Genomic DNA, 20,589 nt, shown 5'->3' on the forward strand with positions numbered 1-20,589 from the left:
TCTGTAAACGATTTAAAAATAGGTTAAATTATGCTATAATGCTAATATGAGTAAAATGTACTATGATGAACATCCAGATGCTCAACATGATATCCACGAGTTACATGTGGTCCTTCTAGGAGAGCGGATGAAATTTTTGACGGATGCTGGCGTTTTTAGTAAGAAAATGATCGACTTTGGCAGTCAGGTCCTCTTGTCTTGTCTGTCTTTTCAGCAAGGAGAGACGGTTTTGGACGTTGGTTGCGGATATGGTCCACTTGGGCTTTCTTTGGTTAAGACCCAAGGAGTTCATGCTACTATGGTAGACGTCAATACACGTGCTCTTGATCTAGCACGGAAAAACGCGGCTTTCAATCAAGTAGAAGCAAAGATATTCCAATCCAATGTCTATGATCAGGTTGAGGAAAGTTTTGATCATATTATCAGTAATCCTCCGATTCGGGCTGGGAAAAAGGTGGTTCATGAAGTACTTTCTGGAAGCTTTGACCATTTGAATCCTGGTGGAGACTTAACCATTGTCATTCAGAAAAAACAGGGTGCTCCAAGTGCGAAGGCAAAGATGGAAGAAGTCTTTGGAAATTGTGAAATCCTCAAAAAAGACAAGGGTTATTATATTTTAAGGAGTGAGAAAACCACATGAGAGCTGTAGATATCATTCAGAAAAAACGTGATGGCATTGAATTGAGTAAAGAAGAAATTCACTGGCTGATTGAAGGCTATGTGGCTGGAACAGTCCCAGACTATCAAATGGCTGCCTTTGCCATGGCGGTTTACTTCAAAGGAATGACAACTCAAGAAATCTCAGATTTGACCATGAAGATGGTGGAAACCGGGGAGCAATTCGACCTCTCTGCTATTAAAGGCATTAAGGTGGATAAACACTCTACAGGTGGTGTAGGGGATAAAGTAACGATTGTGCTGGCCCCTCTAGTAGCTAGCTTTGGTGTCCCAGTAGCCAAGATGAGTGGTCGTGGCCTTGGACATACAGGTGGGACTATTGATAAACTAGAATCTATCAAAGGATTCCAAATTGAGCGGACCCAAGAAGAGTTCATCAAACAAGTGCAAGACATTGGTCTTTCTGTTATCGGACAGTCTGACCAATTGGTCCTAGCAGATAAGCTTCTCTATGCGCTTCGGGATGTGACGGCAACAGTTGACACGATTCCCTTGATTGCGAGTTCCGTTATGAGTAAGAAGATTGCTGCTGGAGCAGATGCAATCCTTCTGGATGTGACCGTTGGAGAAGGGGCCTTTATGAAGACCATCGAAGAAGCGCGTGAACTGGCCCGCACCATGGTGGATCTTGGAAATGCTGTCGGTCGCAAGACTATTGCTGTCTTGACGGATATGAGCCAGCCTTTGGGAACCAGCATTGGGAACCGTTTGGAAATTCTTGAAGCCTTAGATATTCTTCAAGGCAAAGGTAGAGAAGACGTGACCCACTTCATTTGCGAATTGGCTCAAATTATGTTGGAGCTTGGTGGGGTGACGGCTAGCTTGGAAGAAATCAAACAACATCTGACAGCTGGCAAAGCTCTGAAGAAGTTTGAGGAAATGGTCCTTGCTCAAGGTGGAGATTTGGAAGATCTATACCGTCCAGCTCAGGTAAAAGAACAAGTACCTGTCTATGCAGAAGCGGATGGCTATATTGCAGCATTGCCTGCTATGGAACACGGACTCTTCGCAATGCGTCTGGGGGCTGGAAGAGCGGTTAAATCAGATGTTTTAGACTATGAGTCAGGGATTGTTTTTGCTAAGAAAGTCGGGGATCCTGTTCAAAAAGGGGATCTTGTTGCAACTATTTATACAAACTTAGAAATTTGTCAAAAAAACATTGCAGAATTCCAAAAAAATGTTAAAATACTAGACAAGGTTGTAAGCGTTTCAGAAATTATTGAAATCGTATCGTAATTCGTTTAGGGGAGATTCATTAATGAAATTAAACAAATACATAGACCACACACTATTAAAACCGGATGCACAGCAAGAACAAATCGAGGCTTTGATCGAAGAAGCGAAAGAATATGATTTTGCGAGTGTTTGTGTGCAACCAACATGGGTCAACTTCGCAGTTGAAGGACTTCGGGATTCAGATGTAAAAGTGTGTACAGTGATTGGTTTTCCTCTTGGCGCGAACACACCAGCTGTTAAAGCATTTGAAACTCAAAATGCCATTCAAAATGGAGCCGATGAGATCGATATGGTCATCAATATCGGTGCCTTGAAATCCAAAAACCTTACGTTAGTAGAAGAGGATATTCAGTCTGTTGTGGATGCAAGTGGGGATCACTTGGTAAAAGTGATCATCGAAACCTGCTTATTGACCGAAACTGAAAAAGTAGTAGCTTGCCAGATCGCTAAATTGGCGGGAGCTGACTTTGTCAAAACTTCGACTGGATTTTCTACTGGTGGGGCAACTGTTGAGGATGTGGCTCTCATGCGCCAGGTTGTGGGACCTGATATGGGAGTAAAAGCATCTGGTGGGACTCGTAGCTATGAGGATGCTCAAGCTATGATCCAAGCGGGTGCTAACCGAATTGGTACTTCCTCTGGAGTAGCCATTATGAAGGGAGAAGTAGCCCATGGCGACTACTGAGTTGATTGACCTAGCTGTAAAAACAAGTGAGAATGCTTATGTACCTTATTCTCATTTTCCAATCGGGGCTGTCCTTGTGACAGATGATGGAAAGCTTTATACAGGCGTCAATGTTGAAAATGCTAGCTTCGGCTTGACCAATTGTGGTGAGCGAACAGCTATCTTCAAGGCTGTTTCAGAAGGAGAGCGTTCATTTAAGGAATTAATTATTTATGGTCAGACTGAAAAACCAGTTTCACCCTGTGGTGCTTGTCGCCAGGTGATGGCTGAATTTTTCGAGCCAGACCTACCGGTTACTTTGGTAGCCAAAGATAAATCGACGGTCGTGATGACGGTCAAGGAATTGCTTCCATATTCCTTTACAGATCTTACCTAGTAACTTCTGTAAAGGCGGTCTATTGACCCTTATATTAATCCGCAACTTAGTTGCATATCTTATTTAGGAGGTTCAGAAATGAACAAGAAACAATGGTTAGGCCTAGGTCTAGTAACTGTCGCTGCAATCGGACTTGCTGCATGTGGAAATCGTGCGTCTCGCAAAGATTCTTCAGATGCAAAAACTGATTTAAAAGCTGCTATCGTTACTGACACAGGTGGTGTTGATGATAAATCATTTAACCAATCTGCATGGGAAGGTCTACAAGCTTGGGGTAAAGAAAATGGTCTTTCTAAAGATAACGGATTTACTTACTTCCAATCTACAAGTGAAGCAGATTTTGCGAATAACTTCAGCCAAGCTGCTACAAACGGCTACAAATTAGTGTACGGTGTTGGTTACAAACTTGCTCCAGCTGTTACTGCTGCTGCAGATGAAAATGCTGATATCAACTATGTTATCATTGACTCTGTTGTTGGTGATAAGAAGAACGTAGCATCTGCTGTTTTTGCAGATAATGAAGCTGCTTATCTTGCAGGGGTTGCTGCAGCCAAAACTACGAAGACAAACAAAGTTGGTTTCATCGGTGGAGCACGTGGTGAAGTTATCACTCGTTTTGAAAAAGGATTTGAAGCAGGCGTGAAGTCTGTAAACAAAGACATTTCAGTTGATGTACAATATGCTGAAGACTTCAACAACCCTGAAAAAGGTAGAACAATTGCAGCAACACAATACGCTGCAGGAGCTGACGTTATTTACCAAGCTGCTGGTGGTACAGGAGCTGGTGTCTTCAAGGAAGCAAAAGACTTGAACGAGAAGAAAAACGAAGGCGAAAAAGTTTGGGTTATTGGTGTAGACCGTGACCAAGTTGATGAAGGTAAATACACTTCAAAAGATGGTAAAGAATCTAACTTCGTATTGGCTTCTACTTTGAAACAAGTTGGTAAAACTGTTCAAGAAATCGCAACTCAAACTGCTGACGGTAAATTCCCAGGTGGAAAAGTGATTACATTTGGTTTGAAAGATGGTGGTGTTGATTTGACAACTTCTAATCTTTCAGAAGATGCTAAAAAAGCAGTAGAAGATGCTAAAAAACAAATTATTGATGGTAGCGTAAAAGCACCTGAGAAATAAGAACCTTCGGGAAGCGATCCATCCTTCTTGGGTCGCTTTTTTTCGAGGTGTTGAGACATTTTGTCTCAATAGAACTTACTAACTTGTTTAGCAGGTCCTACTGAAATAAAATATAGTTTTCTAGAAAGGAATATTCGAATGGCACACGAAAACGTCATTGAGATGCGTGAAATTACCAAAATTTTTGGTGAATTTGTCGCAAACGACAAAATCAACCTCGAATTGCGTAAAGGTGAAATTCATGCACTTCTTGGTGAAAATGGAGCTGGGAAATCAACCCTGATGAATATGTTGGCTGGTCTTTTGGAACCAACGAGCGGAGAAATTGTGGTCAATGGGAAGTCTGAAAAATTAGATTCTCCTTCAAAGGCTGCTTCTCTAGGGATCGGGATGGTTCACCAGCACTTCATGTTGGTAGAAGCTTTCACTGTTGCAGAAAATATCATTCTTGGTAGCGAAGTAACGAATAAAGGTGTATTAGATTTGAAAAAGGCTAATGCAGATATCCTTGAGTTGTCAGAACGCTACGGCTTGGCTGTGGATCCTACAGCAAAAGTTGAAGATATTTCTGTTGGTGCTCAACAACGTGTAGAAATCTTGAAGACACTCTATCGCGGAGCTGATATTCTGATTTTCGACGAGCCCACAGCGGTGCTAACTCCTGCTGAAATTTTGGAGTTGATGGATATCATGAAAGCCCTTGTTAAAGAAGGGAAATCTATCATCCTCATCACCCACAAACTGGACGAAATTCGTGCGGTTGCGGACCGTGTCACAGTTATTCGTCGTGGGAAATCCATTCAAACCGTTAGCATCGAAGGTGCTACCAATAAAGATTTGGCAGAGATGATGGTTGGGCGTTCAGTTTCGTTCGTAACGGAAAAGGAAGAAGCGCAACCGAAAGAAGTGGTTCTTCAAATTTCTGACTTGATCGTGAATGAAAACCGCGGAGTTCCTGCAGTCAAAGAACTATCTCTTGATGTTCGTGCAGGCGAAATTGTAGGGATTGCAGGGATTGATGGTAATGGTCAGAGTGAATTGATTCAGGCTATTACTGGACTACGGAAAGTCAAATCAGGCAGTATTAAAATTAAAGGACAAGAAGTTGTTGGCCTTTCCCCACGTAAGATTACTGAAATGAATGTCAGCCACGTTCCTGAGGATCGTCATCGTGATGGTCTTGTTCTCGAAATGATGCTTTCTGAAAACATCGCACTTCAAACTTACTACAAAGAACCACTTAGCAAAAACGGTGTTTTGAATTACAATCAAATTAATTCATATGCCCGCAAGTTGATGGAAGAATTTGATGTTCGTGCAGCCAATGAGATTGTTCCAGCAAGTGCTCTATCAGGAGGAAATCAACAAAAGGCTATTATTGCTCGTGAAGTTGATCGTAATCCGGATTTGTTAATCGTTAGCCAACCGACACGTGGATTGGACGTTGGTGCGATTGAGTACATCCATAAACGTTTGATTAGTGAACGTGATAAAGGAAAAGCCGTCCTCGTTGTCAGCTTCGAATTAGATGAAATTCTAAACCTATCAGACCGGATTGCTGTTATTCATGATGGAAAAATCCAAGGTATTGTGAAGCCATCTGAGACCAACAAACAAGAGCTTGGTATTCTAATGGCTGGTGGAGAAATCAAGGAGGCTTCAAATGAATAAAAACACAAGACAAATTGCTATTCCTTTTATTTCTGTAATCCTAGGAATCATCCTCGGAGCCATCATCATGTGGATCTTTGGTTATGATGCCCTTTGGGGTTATGAAGAACTCTTCAAGACAGCTTTTGGTTCTATTAAAAATGTGGGTGAAATTTTCCGCGCCATGGGACCACTGGTTTTGATCGCTCTCGGATTTGCAGTAGCTAGCCGAGCTGGATTTTTCAATGTTGGCTTACCAGGACAGGCCTTGGCTGGGTGGATTGCGGCAGTATGGTTCGCTTTATCTTTTCCAGATATCCCTCGTATCTTAATGATTCCTTTAACAGTCCTTGTGGCTGCAATTGCAGGTGGTTTCGTTGGTTTGATTCCAGGTATCTTGCGAGCATTTTTGGGAACGAGTGAAGTCATCGTTACCATTATGATGAACTACATCGTCCTGTTTGCTGGAAATGAAATCATCCGGAACTTCCCTAAAAAGTTCATGGTCGATTCTGAATCTAGTATCACAGTAGGGGCAAATGCAAGTTATCGACTAGGTTTTCTGACTGAATTAACCAAGTCACGGATGAATATTGGTATCTTTATCGCCTTGATTGCTGTTGCAGTAGTTTGGTTCATTATTAAGAAAACAACCCTTGGTTTTGAAATCCGTTCCGTTGGTCTTAACCCGAATGCTTCAGATTATGCAGGGATGTCAGCTAAACGAATCATCATTCTTTCCATGGTGATTTCAGGTGCCCTCTGTGGGATCGGTGGAGCAGTAGAAGGGATCGGTACCTTCCAGAACATTTATGTTCAACCTGGTTCCTTGGCTATTGGATTTAATGGGATGGCGGTGGCCCTCCTTGCTAGCAATTCTCCTATTGGGATTGTCTTTGCGGCCTTCTTGCTTGGAACCTTGCAAACAGGTGCGCCAGGTATGACCACAGCGACCATTCCACCAGAACTTGTCAATATTGTGACAGCTTCGATTATTTTCTTTGTAAGTGCTCATTACATTATCGAAAAATACATCAAGCCTAAAAAACAAATGAAAGGAGTAGAGTAAGGATGAATACTGTTGCTATACTAACGATTCTTGTATCGAATATGCTGGTCTATGCTGCTCCCCTCATTTTCACTAGTATCGGAGGAGCCTACTCCGAACATGCTGGTGTTGTTAACGTTGGTTTGGAAGGTATCATGGTTATGGGAGCTTTCACAGGAGTCGTGTTTAACTTGACTTTTGCTGACTCTCTTGGTGGCATGACCATCTGGTTATCTCTCCTTGCAGGTGGTTTGGTTGGTCTTATTTTCTCTGCTATCCATGCTGTAGCTACTATCAACTTCCGTGCTGATCACGTGGTGAGTGGTACGGTATTGAACTTGTTGGCTCCTGCCTTAGCTGTCTTTTTGGTAAAAGCAATCTACGGAAAAGGTCAAACCAACAATATCGATTTGTCATTTGGTAAATTTGATTTTCCTTTCTTGTCTGATATCCCTGTCATTGGAGATATCTTTTTCAAGAATACAAGCTTAATGGGATATGTCGCGATTGGATTTTCATTTGTAGCATGGTTTATCATGTTTAAAACGAAGTTCGGTCTTCGACTTCGCTCAGTTGGTGAACATCCACAAGCTGCGGATACCCTTGGGATTAATGTATACCTCATGCGTTACTATGGTGTGCTCATCTCTGGATTTTTAGGAGGAGTTGGGGGTGCCTTGTATGCGCAATCTGCTTCTGTTAATTTCTCTGCAACTACCATTGTAGGACCTGGATTTATCGCCCTAGCGGCTATGATCTTTGGTAAATGGAACCCAATCGGTGCCATGTTATCCAGTCTATTCTTTGGTCTTTCACAAGCCTTGGCGGTTGTGTCTACGCAGATTCCTTTCCTTGCCCATATTCCAGGAGTCTACCTCCGTATTGCGCCGTATGTATTGACCATCATCGTCCTAGCAGCCTTCTTTGGTAAGTCGGTTGCACCAAAAGCAGATGGTGTGAACTACATCAAGTCTAAGTAAAAGCCTCCTTTATGGAAAAAGAAAGCACGAGTCGCTCGAACTCGTGCTTTTTGTATGCTTATGGATTGGTTTGCATTTCTGCAAGTAGGTTTTCGGCCGTCGTAGTAGGCAAGATACGCAGACGATTTAGCGAGTAGAGGCCATCATCTAAACTAGCTAGTCCATTGTTGGTCGTCAAGCCCATTTTGTAGCCATTGGTTTTTGCTAGATCCATGGTGACGTCAGAGTAGCGACCAGCGGGGTAGACAATGGTGGTCGTGGTTTGATTGAGTTTCTTGTCTAATACTTGTTTGGAATTGGCTAGTTCAGCTTTTTGAGTGGCAGTATCTGATTGGGCCAAATCTGGGTGGGATACCGTATGGCTCTCAAAAGTAAGGCCTTGTGCTTTCATTTCTTTGATTTGATCAAAGGTTAGAACGCTTGGTTTTTCCTTTTCAGAAAATGAAGTAATGATATTATTGGTTGCGGTCATTTGGTATTTTTTTAGGAGTGGATAGACTATGGTATAAAAGTCTGAAATTCCATCATCGAACGTCAACCAAACGACTTTGCCACCTTCAGGCAGTTCATTTTTTGTAAGTGCGCGATAAGCTTCTTCAGGCGTCAGGGTGTAGTAACCGGCCCCTTTTAAGGCTTTGAGATGACTCTCGAAGGTTTCTGGTGCTACAATGAGGTTGGCATTGGCCTCTTCCGAAGGGGCCATCGTGTGAACAGCGTGGTACATGAGAATTGGGATTTTCACAGGTTGCTCTTGTTTTACCCATTTGGTAGTAGAACCTTGCTGTTTCATCGTCTGACTTGTATTTGTTTCTTGCTTGTCAGCAATAGTCCCCTGTTTCAATAGGAGGAACCCTAAAAAGAATATGCAAGACAGAAGAAAAGCATTTAAAATCAGTAGTAATCGTATTTTCTTTGGGACACGTCTTTTTCGGTGATTCATAGAGACCCCTTTCTTTATCAATATCATTATATCATAGGGTCATGAAATCTCTTAAAGACAAAGTTACAAATGGCTTAAAATTTCAGGAGCTCTAGGCTGTTTTTGAAGGCATGGGTTGCTAGTTAGTTTGAAGAGGAGGTCTAAATCTCAAAAAGTAAAGTTCTTGTAGAGGAAGAAGGGCAAAGAACTAGTCAGAAAGGGCTAATTTTTGATATAATGGAATATATTAGATGTTTAAGGAGACCAACATGTCTGTTAAGATTGCCTTACTAGGATTTGGTACTGTTGCCAGCGGCGTACCATTTTTATTAAAAGAAAACCATGAAAAGATCAGCCAGGCTGCTCAAGATGACATTGAGATTGCTAAGGTCTTGGTTCGCGATGATGCGGAGAAAGAAAGCTTGCAAGCAGCTGGCCATGACTACAATTTTGTAACCAATGTCGATGAGATCATTGAAGACAAAGATATTGCTATCGTGGTTGAGTTGATGGGCCGGATCGAGCCTGCCAAGACCTTTATCACCCGCGCTTTGGAAGCAGGCAAGCACGTGGTCTCTGCCAACAAAGACCTCCTTGCCGTTCATGGAAGTGAGTTACTAGTGATTGCAAAAGAACACCAAGTAGCCCTTTATTATGAAGCTGCCGTAGCGGGTGGAATTCCAATCCTTCGGACCTTGGTGAATTCCTTGGCTTCTGACAAGGTGACCAAGGTTCTTGGTGTGGTCAATGGTACTTCTAACTTCATGATGACCAAAATGGTCGAAGAAGGCTGGACTTATGAGGATGCTTTAGCAGAAGCACAACGCCTTGGTTACGCTGAAAGTGACCCTACCAATGACGTCGAAGGAATCGATGCAGCTTATAAGATGGTGATTTTGAGCCAATTTGCCTTTGGGATGAACATCCAATTTGACCAAGTAGGTCACAAGGGAATCAGCCAGATCACTCCTCAAGATGTCTCAGTAGCCCAAAGCCTTGGTTATGTGATCAAGTTGGTCGGCTCGATTGTTGAAACAGAGTCAGGGATTGCAGCAGAAGTGACACCAACCTTCCTTCCTAAAGAACATCCACTTGCTAGCGTGAACGACGTCATGAATGCGGTCTATGTGGAATCGATCGGGATTGGTGAGTCTATGTACTATGGACCAGGGGCAGGTCAAAAACCAACTGCGACTAGTGTTGTAGCTGACATCGTTCGCATTGTTCGTCGTTTGAATGAAGGAACAATCGGTAAAGCCTTCAACGAATACAGCCGCCCGCTTCAATTGGCTAAGCCTGAAGATGTGAAGAACAATTATTACTTCTCAATCAAGGCACCAGATGCGACTGGTCAAATCTTACGTATTGCGGAAATCTTTAATGCAGAAGGAGCTTCCTTCAAGCAAATCCTTCAAGAAGACTCAGATGGTCAATTTGCAAGTGTGGTTATCATTACCCACCAAGTCAACCAGACGCAATTCAAGAACTTGGTTGAAAAACTGGATTCAGAGCCAAATTTCAAACTTATGAATACCTTTAAAGTATTGGGAGAATAAGATGAGAATTACAGTACCAGCGACTAGTGCCAATGTAGGGCCAGGATTTGATTCTGTTGGGATCGCTGTTTCTAAGTATTTGACCATTGATGTGCTAGAAGCGCAAGAAAACTGGTGGATTGAACATGATTTAGGAGAGGAGATTCCAAGCGATGAAGAGAATCTCTTGCTTCAAACTGCTCTCCAAGTCGCATCCGATTTGCCTCCTCATCGTCTCAAGATGACTAGTGAAGTGCCTTTGGCGCGTGGTCTAGGTTCCTCTAGCTCTGTTATTGTAGCGGGGATTGAGTTGGCTAATCAACTGGGCAACTTATGTCTTAGCGATGAAGATAAACTAGAGATCGCGACAAAAATCGAAGGTCATCCGGACAATGTAGCGCCAGCTATTTTTGGAAATCTGGTCGTAGCAAGCTATGTGGATCAGCAGACCAATCATTTGGTTCTTCCATTTCCTGAGTGTGCACTAGTGGCCTTTGTTCCGAATTACGAACTCAAGACCAGCGATAGCCGAAATGTCCTTCCTAGTGAATGGTCTTATAAGGAAGCTGTGGCAGCTAGTTCCATTGCAAACGTGGCCATCGCTGCCCTTGCTAAGGGGGACTTAAGAGTCGCAGGAAAAGCCATCGAAGCGGATCGCTTCCATGAACGCTACCGTCAACAACTAGTTGCAGAGTTCCCTCAAGTGAAAGAGGTTGCGCATCAACATAAAGCTTATGCGACTTACCTTTCTGGTGCAGGTCCAACCATTATGACCATGCTCCCCGTTGAACATGCAGAAGCCTTTGCCAAAGACTTGGAGTCTAAGGCTTTAAATGGTCAGGTTTTCTCATTAAAGATTGACACAACTGGTGTGAAGGTAGAAGCATAGTGAATCTTGATTCAAAGAAAAAAATGATTAGATAGGCTAAATTAGTCTATCTAATTTTATTTATCTATGATAAAATAGTTTTATAAATCATTTGTCTATCAAATTATTTTAGGATAATAAACATTTATTCAAAAGATAGATAGAAATGTAAAGGAGATTGTAATTCTAATGAAAGACTTTGAACGTCATCAACTTGCTACGGAACTTGGATTCCAGTTTGATCCTCAGACCTCATCTATTTATGGTGAGAACTCTGGGTATTTCTTCTTAATGAGAGAAACAGACACAAAAAATGTCTTCAGCATTGCTCTTTCTGTTTCTCGTGATGATGCGGAAGAAGCAGCGGCTCAATTGCAGCAAATGGTGAAAGAATCTTCTGTTCTGAAGAGTGTGAGCCTCAACCAATATGTCACAACTTTCACTGTAAAAGCTGGGATGACCAAGGCAAAAACGATTGAGAATATTCACCAAGCCTTAACAGAAATCCTGCAATTTTTACAAACCAATGGTTTCTACACTGTATGTGGCTACTCTGGTGAAAAAGGTCCGGTTGGTCTCTACCAGATTGGAGATTCCCTCTTCTTGATGAATGAAGAAAACTATCAAATTGTGAGTTCCCAACTAAAAATTGAAACCGATTCATATAATAGTCAGAAAGAAAATGTCCTTCTTGGATCAGTAGGTGCCTTTATTGGTGCCATTATCGGAGGAGCTGTGACTCTTTTTATTGCCCGTCTCGGCTACGTAGCTTTTTATGCTGGTTTCATCCTTGGGATCTGTGTTGTCAAAGGCTATGAGATCTTAGGGAAGAAATTTAGCAAACTTGGTGCAGTTATTTCTAGTATCCTCTTGTTGGTGACTGTTGTTCTCGTTCACCAATTTGACTATGCCTTAGAAGCAGCTAAACAGCTTGGACTCGACTTTAGTGATGGATTTGATTTGATCAATTCCCTTGTTCTAAATGGTGAAGCACCTGAGAAATACTTCTTTAACTTCTTTATGTTGGCAGTCTTTACCATTATTGGGGGTGGGATTGCCATTGGCTCAGCCTTGTCCACTCAAGAAACACGTGGCATTGCGCGTAAGATTGGCTAATTTAATAAACCCTTGTTTAAAAAAATTAAAACAGAAGTGGTCTTTTGGCTGTTTCTGTTTTTTTACTTCTTAGTCGAAAAGTGGGCTGGTTTTTGTTATAATGGATAAGATAACGTATAGAAGAGAGTTGTGAGATGGAAATTGTAAAGCAAATCAAAGAGGAGTTGGCTGGCATTGAAATTTTGTTCGATGAGCCACTCAAACAATATACCTATACCAAGGTTGGAGGGGCTGCAGACTATTTGGCCTTTCCTCGCAATCAATATGAATTAAAACGAATTGTCACCTTTGCCAATGCTCATGAAATTCCTTGGATGGTCTTGGGGAATTCTTCGAATATTATCGTCCGTGACGGTGGGATTGAAGGCTTTGTGATCATGTTTGATCATTTCCATGATGTCCGAGTCAATGGGTACGTGATTGAAGCAGAGGCAGGTGCTAAGCTGATCGATGTGACTCACGTAGCCCGCTACCATAGCTTGACAGGCTTTGAATTTGCTTGTGGGATTCCTGGTAGCATTGGGGGTGCTGTTTACATGAATGCTGGTGCCTATGGTGGCGAGATTGCCCATATTCTCCAATCGTGTAAGGTCTTGACGCCAGAGGGTGAAATAAAAACCCTATCCGCAAGTGATTTGGCCTTTGGTTATCGCCATTCCAAGATCCAAGAGACAGGGGATGTGGTGATTTCGGCTAAGTTTGCCTTAGCACCTGGCAACTATGATCAGATCAATCAAGAAATGGCGCGCTTGACTCATTTGCGAGAGCTAAAACAACCTCTCGAATACCCGTCTTGTGGCTCTGTTTTCAAACGTCCAGTCGGTCACTTTGCAGGACAGTTGATCAGTGAGGCAGGATTAAAGGGACACCGGATTGGTGGTGTAGAAGTTTCTGAAAAGCATGCTGGCTTTATGATCAATGTCGATTATGGGACTGCCAAAGATTATGAAGACTTGATTGCTCATGTCATCGCGACAGTTGAAAAATCGGCTGGGGTGACCTTAGAGCGGGAAGTCCGTATTATTGGGAGAGATTAACGGTTCGAGATGGAATAGGGGCTACTCTTGGGTAGACCCTTCCTACTTTAGAAGGGGGGTGAGTGCCTATCGATACCGAAAATAGGTGGGGCAGTCTTATAAGTCCCCGAGAGGTGTTGGTGGCCTGACGGGTATTCTCGTCAGCCTATGAGACTAGTGGTTGGTCTCAGATGGAAACGCATGAAAAAGAAGGAATTTATGTGAATTGAAAAAACCAATTATTGAGTTTAGAAATGTCTCAAAAGTATTTGAAGACAGCGATACAGTGGTTCTCAAAGATATCAACTTTGAGTTGGAAGAAGGGAAATTCTATACCCTCCTCGGTGCTTCAGGATCTGGTAAATCGACGATTTTGAACATTATTGCCGGTTTGTTAGACGCTTCGACAGGGGATGTCCTCTTGGATGGTGTTCGGATCAATGATTTACCGACTAACAAACGGGATGTCCATACCGTCTTCCAGTCCTATGCCCTTTTCCCACACATGAATGTGTTTGAGAATGTTGCCTTCCCTCTTCGTTTGAAGAAGCTAGACAAGGCGGAAATTCAAAGACGAGTGACTGAAGTCCTTAAGATGGTGCAATTAGGAGGATTTGAGAAACGCTCCATCCAGAAACTTTCTGGCGGTCAACGCCAGCGGGTGGCCATTGCACGAGCGATTATCAATGAACCGCGAGTGGTCCTTTTGGATGAGCCTTTGTCTGCCCTCGATTTGAAGTTGCGGACAGACATGCAGTATGAACTCCGTGAATTGCAACAACGCCTGGGTATTACCTTTGTTTTTGTTACCCATGACCAGGAAGAAGCGCTTGCTATGAGTGACTGGATCTTCGTCATGAACGAAGGAGAAATTGTCCAATCAGGAACACCAGTCGATATCTACGATGAGCCGATCAACCATTTCGTTGCGACCTTTATCGGTGAGTCCAACATCCTTCCAGGGATCATGATCGAAGACTACCTAGTAGAATTCAACGGTAAACGCTTTGAGTCAGTCGATGGAGGGATGAGACCAAACGAACCGGTCGAAGTCGTTATTCGCCCTGAAGATTTGCAAATCACACTGCCCGAAGAAGGCAAGCTCCAGGTGAAAGTGGATACCCAACTTTTCCGTGGGGTACACTATGAGATCATCGCCTATGATGAATTGGGCAATGAGTGGATGATTCACTCAACGCGTAAGGCAATCGTAGGTGAAGAAATCGGTCTGGACTTTGAACCAGAAGATATCCATGTCATGCGTCTCAATGAAACGGAAGAAGAGTTCGATGCACGGATCGAAGAGTACGTAGAAGTAGAAGAGCAAGAAGCCGGATTGATCAATGCCATCGAGGAGGAAAGAGATGAAGAAAACAACCTCTAACCTCTTTGTGGTTCCCTATTTTCTCTGGATCCTCCTCTTTGTCTTGGCTCCTGTAGCCTTGATTATTTGGCAATCCTTTGTTAATGTCCAGGGACAGGGTTCCTTAGAGAATTACCAAACCTTTTTTACAGCGCAGAATTGGACCTACCTCAAGATGAGCTTCAACTCCATTCTCTATGCTGGGATCGTTACCTTTGTGACGCTCTTGATTTCTTACCCGACAGCTTATTTTTTGACCCAGCTCAAGCATCGTCAGCTCTGGCTCATGCTCATCGTCCTTCCGACCTGGGTTAACCTCTTGCTCAAGGCTTATGCCTTTATCGGGATCTTTGGTCAAGGGGGATCTATTAACCAATTCTTGAGCTTCATCGGAATCGGTCCTCAACAGATCCTCTTTACGGACTTTTCTTTCATCTTTGTCGCTAGTTACATTGAGTTGCCCTTTATGATCCTTCCTATCTTCAATGTTTTGGATGATTTGGATCCAAATCTCATCAATGCTAGCTATGACCTAGGAGCTAATAAGTGGGATACCTTCCGTCGAGTTGTCTTCCCGTTGTCTATGAACGGGGTTCGCTCTGGAGTCCAATCGGTCTTTATTCCAAGTTTGAGTCTCTTCATGTTGACGCGTTTGATCGGAGGAAACCGGGTGATTACTCTGGGGACTGCCATCGAGCAGCATTTCCTCACGACACAAAACTGGGGAATGGGATCAACCATTGGAGTGGTCTTGATCCTTGCTATGCTCTTAGTCATGTGGGTAACGAGAGAAAGGAGTGAACGATGAAAAAGATTTCACGTATCTATTTAGGATTGGTTTTCCTACTCCTTTATCTGCCAATCTTTTACTTGATTGCCTATGCCTTTAATGCTGGTGGGGATATGAATGCTTTTACAGGCTTTACCTTGGAGCATTTCCAAAGTCTCTTTGAGGATACGCGTCTTATGTTGATCCTCTCACAGACCTTCCTCTTGGCCTTCCTGTCAGCCTTGATTGCGACCATTATTGGGACCTTTGGGGCAATTTATATTTACCAATCTAAGAAGAAGTTTGAAGGACCGTTTTTGTCTGTCAATAACATTCTTATGGTGGCACCTGACGTTATGATCGGGGCTAGCTTCCTGATCCTCTTTACGACGATCAAGTTCCAGCTTGGCTTTGCCTCTGTCTTGATGAGTCACGTAGCCTTCTCTATTCCAATCGTAGTCTTGATGGTCTTGCCACGCTTGAAGGAAATGAACCGTGATATGATTAATGCGGCCTATGACCTAGGAGCTACTCAGGTGCAGATGTTGAAAGAAATCATGCTTCCTTATTTGACACCTGCGATCATTGCCGGTTACTTCATGGCCTTTACCTACTCCTTGGATGACTTTGCGGTGACCTTCTTTGTCACAGGAAATGGCTTTACGACCTTGTCTGTTGAGATCTACTCACGGGCTCGCCAAGGGATTTCGTTGAATATCAATGCCCTTTCTGCCCTGGTCTTCCTATTCAGTATCTTACTGGTGGTCGGCTATTACTTCATCACTAGAGAGAAGGAGGAGACAGTATGAAAAAACTCTATTCATTCTTGTTAGGGATTGTGGTGGTAATCCTCGTTTTAGCGGGGCTAAGTGCCCGTCTTGAAGCCAAGACCAATCCAAAAGACAGTGATAAGCTGGTCATCTACAATTGGGGAGATTATATCGATCCAGAATTACTTAAGGAATTTACCAAGGAAACAGGCGTTCAAGTCCAATACAATACCTTTGATTCCAATGAAGCCATGTACACCAAAATCAAGCAAGGGGGGACGGCTTACGATATTGCCATCCCAAGTGAATATATGATCGCTAAGATGATGGACGAAAACTTGCTTGAAAAGTTGGATAAGTCCAAATTGAAAGGCTTAGACAATATCGATCCACGCTTCTTGGACTTGGACTTTGACCCTGACAATCAGTATTCAGTCCCTTACTTCTGGGGTACCCTTGGTATCATCTACAACAGTAAGATGGTTGATAAGGCACCCGAACACTGGGCGGATCTATGGAGACCAGAGTACAAGAATGACATCATGATGTACGATGGGGCGCGTGAGGTCATGGGGATTGGACTCAATAGCTTAGGTTATAGTCTCAACTCCAAGGATCCTCAGCAATTACAAGAGTCTGTTGATAAGCTTTATACCTTGATGCCCAATATTAAGGCCCTTGTAGCCGATGAAATGAAAGGCTACATGATCCAAAATAATGCAGCCATTGGGGTGACTTTCTCCGGTGAAGCTAGTCAAATGCTGGAAGCCAATGAGGACCTCCGCTATGTCGTCCCATCAGAAGCCAGCAACCTTTGGTTTGATAATATCGTTATTCCAAAGACGGTGAAGAATAAAGAAGCAGCCTATGCCTTTATCAACTTTATGCTTCGCCCAGAAAATGCTTATAAGAATGCTCTCTATGTCGGTTATTCTACACCGAACAAAGAAGCTAAGAAGATGCTACCAGAAGAGGTCCAAGAAGACCAAGCCTTCTACCCAAGTGATGACACGCTAAAGAACTTAGAAGTCTACGAACAACTTGGCAAGAAGTGGTTAGGCGTTTATAACGACCTCTACCTACAAGTGAAGATGTATCGCAAGTAGGAGAGCATTTCTATAAAATCTAAAGCAAGTTTCTAACGGTTAAAAACCGGATTGAAACTTGCTTTTTTGTGTGAAAAGAAGAATTGAAAACTATAATATATTTCTCATAGGCCCTTTCAATTATCTCAACTTTCAGAAAGATTATATTTTTATGATGCCTTTTTATTTGATTTGACTATAAAGTTTACAGAGACTACAATGGAATTGTAAACGCTGTCATTTTGTTTGAAGGCTTTCCTTCTCACAAATCTCTTAAATTTAAAGGAGTTTCATTATGAGGAAAAAGAATCTTTCTTTTATCTTGTCTGCTTTATTACTTTCACCTATAGTGATAGCCACTCAAGTTCGGGCTGATGAAGTTTCCGAAAAGGCTACAGGAGCAGATACTGAACTAGTCGGTTCGCCAGAACTTGTCTCTATAGAAAAGCCTCAGATTAATCCCCAACCTGAAGCTTCAGGTCTAGAGTCAGGTGGGAGGGCAGAAGCTGAGAGTGGATACTTACTTGAGGAGGAAGCTAGCAAGTTAACTGAAACAAATGATTCTTTAGGAGACCTACCGAAACCTTTATTGGTATCAGAAACGCCTGATAAACTATCGACTCTGATTGAAAATCCACATGTCGCAAATCAGAATCTGAGTATAGGGGATACAGCAATCGAGTTACTCAAATGGGCAGAGGCCAAACCGGATCAAACTGGTTCAACAGCAGAAGATCGTCTTGAGTTCGCAAAAAGCTTGGGGATGATTCCAAATGGGGTAGGCAAGGATGAGCCCGTCCAGAATCTAAATCATATGATTTCGGTCGCTAAGAAATTAAAAGAGGCCTATCGTGCAGAGAAAAAAGAACCTCTCATCCTTAATGGTAAGACCCAGCCTATTTTTCCTTTTACTCCGGGTGATGTAGAAACTGGCTACTCGAATGAAAAGAGTGATATCGTCCGCTTTGTTGTCTATGTCGAATCAGACTATGATACAGATGGAGACGGAAAAAGGGACCTGATCAAAACTTTTGTTCAACTACCGAAAGCTGTTGCCAATGGGGATTTTAAGGCTTCAACGATCTATGAGGCAAGTCCTTACGTAGCGGGAACGACTAATAAGGAAACCCTTGGCGAAATTGGTCTAAAAGAAGAGGGTGAGTTTGACAACAAGAACCTCTATCGCTATGTAGATCCTCGTCGTCAAACCGGTTCTACCACGACTTTAGAACATGCTAAAAAGGCAGATTCTAAAGACTGGTACTATAAAAATCCAAACGAGAGTGATTCTACCTTCACTCGTTACGATTATGAAAATATTAACTGGTACAACTATTTCTTAGTACGAGGCTATGCCGTCGTTACCACATCTGGATTGGGAAGCTATCAGTCCGAGGGAATCAATACAACAGGAAGTGACCTAGAAGTAGCTGGTTATAAGAGTGTCATTGAGTGGCTAAATGGAAAACGAGTTGCTTATACAGATAAGACATCGAATATCGCTATAAAAGCAGATTGGTCGAATGGAAAAGTCGGTATGACAGGCCTGTCATGGGCAGGAACCACTACTTTTGGAGTCGCTGCGACAGGAGTAGAGGGCTTAAAGACTATCGTCCCTGCAGCTGGTATTGCAAGTTGGTATGATTATTACAACAGTCAAGGAACGACTTTTAATGTCGGTGCTTATAGAGATCTGTCTCATTTGTCTGTCTATGTATCCAACAGGATTCTAGATCCGGCTGATTGGAACAAGATTAAAGAGGACTATGCCCGCTATATCACTCAATTGAATCGCGACCAACATAAGCATGGTTATAATTATAGTGACATTTGGAAAAATCGCGATTATACTCTTCATCCAGAAAAATTCAAGGCCAGCGCTCTAGTTATGCATGGGCTAAATGATGATAATGTCAGAACCAAACACTTTGAGCTGATGTATCAAACCTTGAAAAAAGCTGGGCAGCCTGTGAAGCTCTACCTATATCAAGGGGATCATATTTATCCTGTCAATAAACGCTTCGGAATTAAAGAGGGCCAACAAAGTGTCAGTGACCTTCTCAATCAATGGTTTAGTCACTACCTATATGATGCAGAAAATCAGGTAGAATCTTTACCAGAAGTAACCGTGTCTAATAACTACGACCCATCTAAATGGGAACACTATTCTAGCTGGGAGTCTAGTAATAAATTGACCCTGAAGACTCTTTCTAGACGAGAGGAAGAAACTATCGATAATGATTACTACAGTGCAGGGATGGATTGGACCAATCGTGATTCACATACCACTAAGCAATCTTCAACTGCTAATGCTTTGTTTACAGCAGAAGCGACAGAGGATGTGACTATTAAAGGGCATATTCCTGTCCATTTCCAAGCTGCCTTAGCCAAGCTGACCAATCAAGAACTCAAAGACTACCAAGTTAATGTACAACTGGTCGATCTCTCAGATGAGGAATTTGATGTCGCATCCAATAAGATTACCTACGATGAAGCTGGCTACAAGTACCAAGAAATGCCTCTCAATACGCTTTCTGAAACAGGTTACTGGATGGGAAGCAATCTTAAGAATATCGCCAACAAACAATTTGGAACCATTAAAACCAAGTATAAGGTCATTTCTTCTGGTTGGATCAATCTAGCAAATCCAGATGCAGGCTATGCCTCCTCTAGCTCTAGCAAGAGCATAGATCCCAAGCTAGGAGAGTTTCGAAACTATACGGTTTATCTACAGCCAAATCTTTACACGGTCAAGAAGGGGCATAAGCTAGGCCTAGTCTTTACCACCTTCGATAGTAACTATGTCTGGACTGATGATCCGTATTCCTATCGCTTGAAAACACGGTCCATCGTGGCAGAAATACCAACCGTTCAAAAGAGTAGTCTTCACTATGCTTGGTATGTTCCAAATGAAAAGGATGAAACTTATCAGGTCCTTCCACTCGTTGAAGAGCCCCTACCAGAGTTTCCACTGGACACCCTCGTGCCATCCGTGGATCATAAGGAGCAGATACCAAACAAGGATTATACACCATACAAGCCAGGTTCATTAGCAGTTGAGTCTAGCAAGAAAGACACGCTGGCGCCACTAGCTGTCAACTACCAACAAGAAACATCAGAGACGGTGGATAAAGAATACTCTCAAGTGAGCAGTAGTCATAAGGAAGGCCTTTATTTGCCGCAAACTGGAATGACCACCAGCTTTGAAGTCACTTCCAGCGTGTTAGGAATCGTTCTTTTAGTCGGAATGGGAATCGTCCGACTAAAAGAAAGAGAAAATTAAGAATACCCTTAATACGGAAATTGAGATAGTAGAAAAGCCATAACCATCGTAGAAAGAAGGTTATGGTCTTTTTACTAA

The 20,589-nt window shown here is 42.7% G+C and carries 18 protein-coding genes; 17 read left to right on the forward strand and 1 reads right to left on the reverse strand.

Annotated features, from left to right (window positions below):
- Window positions 1-46: 46 nt before the first annotated feature.
- The 8 genes from DW930_RS00790 (at window position 47) to DW930_RS00825 (ending at window position 7,787) form a co-directional block, all read left to right on the forward strand.
- Window positions 47-640 (forward strand): class I SAM-dependent methyltransferase, encoded by a 594-nt coding sequence (locus DW930_RS00790; RefSeq protein ID WP_023027008.1) that lies wholly within the window; start codon window positions 47-49, stop codon window positions 638-640.
- Window positions 637-1,914 carry a pyrimidine-nucleoside phosphorylase gene (locus DW930_RS00795; RefSeq protein WP_023027007.1) on the forward strand — a complete coding sequence of 426 codons (1,278 nt, stop codon included), beginning with the start codon at window positions 637-639 and terminating at the stop codon, window positions 1,912-1,914. Before DW930_RS00790 ends, DW930_RS00795 begins: the two co-directional genes overlap by 4 nt.
- Before the next feature lie 22 nt (window positions 1,915-1,936).
- Complete coding sequence (deoC, locus tag DW930_RS00800) at window positions 1,937-2,599, forward strand: deoxyribose-phosphate aldolase (RefSeq protein WP_023027006.1); 663 nt, start codon at window positions 1,937-1,939, stop codon at window positions 2,597-2,599.
- Window positions 2,586-2,975, forward strand: coding sequence for a cytidine deaminase (locus tag DW930_RS00805; RefSeq protein ID WP_023027005.1), 390 nt, complete (start codon window positions 2,586-2,588; stop codon window positions 2,973-2,975). Before deoC ends, DW930_RS00805 begins: the two co-directional genes overlap by 14 nt.
- Window positions 2,976-3,053: 78 nt before the next feature.
- Complete coding sequence (locus DW930_RS00810; RefSeq protein WP_120701814.1) at window positions 3,054-4,109, forward strand: BMP family protein; 1,056 nt, start codon at window positions 3,054-3,056, stop codon at window positions 4,107-4,109.
- A gap of 138 nt (window positions 4,110-4,247) precedes the next feature.
- A complete protein-coding gene (locus DW930_RS00815) occupies window positions 4,248-5,780 on the forward strand; it encodes an ABC transporter ATP-binding protein (protein WP_120701815.1) in 1,533 nt (510 codons plus the stop codon).
- Complete coding sequence (locus tag DW930_RS00820) at window positions 5,773-6,828, forward strand: ABC transporter permease (protein WP_023023702.1); 1,056 nt, start codon at window positions 5,773-5,775, stop codon at window positions 6,826-6,828. Before DW930_RS00815 ends, DW930_RS00820 begins: the two co-directional genes overlap by 8 nt.
- 2 nt (window positions 6,829-6,830) lie before the next feature.
- Window positions 6,831-7,787, forward strand: a complete 957-nt coding sequence (locus tag DW930_RS00825) for an ABC transporter permease (RefSeq protein WP_023023700.1) — start codon at window positions 6,831-6,833, stop codon at window positions 7,785-7,787.
- Between the two features lie 58 nt (window positions 7,788-7,845).
- Here the strand turns inward: DW930_RS00825 and DW930_RS00830 are convergent, their stop codons facing one another.
- Entirely contained in the window at window positions 7,846-8,754 is a 909-nt protein-coding gene (locus DW930_RS00830) for a polysaccharide deacetylase family protein (RefSeq protein WP_042507471.1), read from the reverse strand.
- A 221-nt stretch (window positions 8,755-8,975) separates the two neighbouring features.
- Between DW930_RS00830 and DW930_RS00835 the strand changes: the two genes are divergently transcribed.
- The 9 genes from DW930_RS00835 (at window position 8,976) to DW930_RS00875 (ending at window position 20,511) form a co-directional block, all read left to right on the forward strand.
- Window positions 8,976-10,262 carry a homoserine dehydrogenase gene (locus tag DW930_RS00835; RefSeq protein WP_123159080.1) on the forward strand — a complete coding sequence of 429 codons (1,287 nt, stop codon included), beginning with the start codon at window positions 8,976-8,978 and terminating at the stop codon, window positions 10,260-10,262.
- A gap of 1 nt (window position 10,263) precedes the next feature.
- A complete protein-coding gene (gene thrB / locus DW930_RS00840) occupies window positions 10,264-11,130 on the forward strand; it encodes a homoserine kinase (protein ID WP_123159081.1) in 867 nt (288 codons plus the stop codon).
- A 168-nt stretch (window positions 11,131-11,298) separates the two neighbouring features.
- Entirely contained in the window at window positions 11,299-12,225 is a 927-nt protein-coding gene (locus DW930_RS00845) for a hypothetical protein (protein ID WP_123159082.1), read from the forward strand.
- 134 nt (window positions 12,226-12,359) lie between these two features.
- Window positions 12,360-13,262 (forward strand): UDP-N-acetylmuramate dehydrogenase, encoded by a 903-nt coding sequence (gene murB / locus DW930_RS00850; RefSeq protein WP_120701819.1) that lies wholly within the window; start codon window positions 12,360-12,362, stop codon window positions 13,260-13,262.
- Between the two features lie 205 nt (window positions 13,263-13,467).
- Window positions 13,468-14,625 (forward strand): ABC transporter ATP-binding protein, encoded by a 1,158-nt coding sequence (locus DW930_RS00855; RefSeq protein WP_023023687.1) that lies wholly within the window; start codon window positions 13,468-13,470, stop codon window positions 14,623-14,625.
- Entirely contained in the window at window positions 14,606-15,412 is an 807-nt protein-coding gene (locus DW930_RS00860) for an ABC transporter permease (protein WP_023023685.1), read from the forward strand. Before DW930_RS00855 ends, DW930_RS00860 begins: the two co-directional genes overlap by 20 nt.
- Window positions 15,409-16,182, forward strand: a complete 774-nt coding sequence (locus tag DW930_RS00865) for an ABC transporter permease (RefSeq protein WP_123159083.1) — start codon at window positions 15,409-15,411, stop codon at window positions 16,180-16,182. The genes DW930_RS00860 and DW930_RS00865 overlap by 4 nt, the downstream gene beginning before the upstream one ends.
- Window positions 16,179-17,249 (forward strand): ABC transporter substrate-binding protein, encoded by a 1,071-nt coding sequence (locus DW930_RS00870; RefSeq protein ID WP_123159084.1) that lies wholly within the window; start codon window positions 16,179-16,181, stop codon window positions 17,247-17,249. The genes DW930_RS00865 and DW930_RS00870 overlap by 4 nt, the downstream gene beginning before the upstream one ends.
- Before the next feature lie 274 nt (window positions 17,250-17,523).
- Window positions 17,524-20,511: a CocE/NonD family hydrolase gene (locus tag DW930_RS00875; protein WP_120701820.1), complete on the forward strand. Its 2,988-nt coding sequence runs from the start codon at window positions 17,524-17,526 to the stop codon at window positions 20,509-20,511.
- The last annotated feature ends 78 nt before the right edge of the window (window positions 20,512-20,589 follow it).

The sequence above is a fragment of the Streptococcus sp. AM43-2AT genome (assembly GCF_003603405.1).
Classification (GTDB): Bacteria; Bacillota; Bacilli; order Lactobacillales; family Streptococcaceae; genus Streptococcus; species Streptococcus ilei.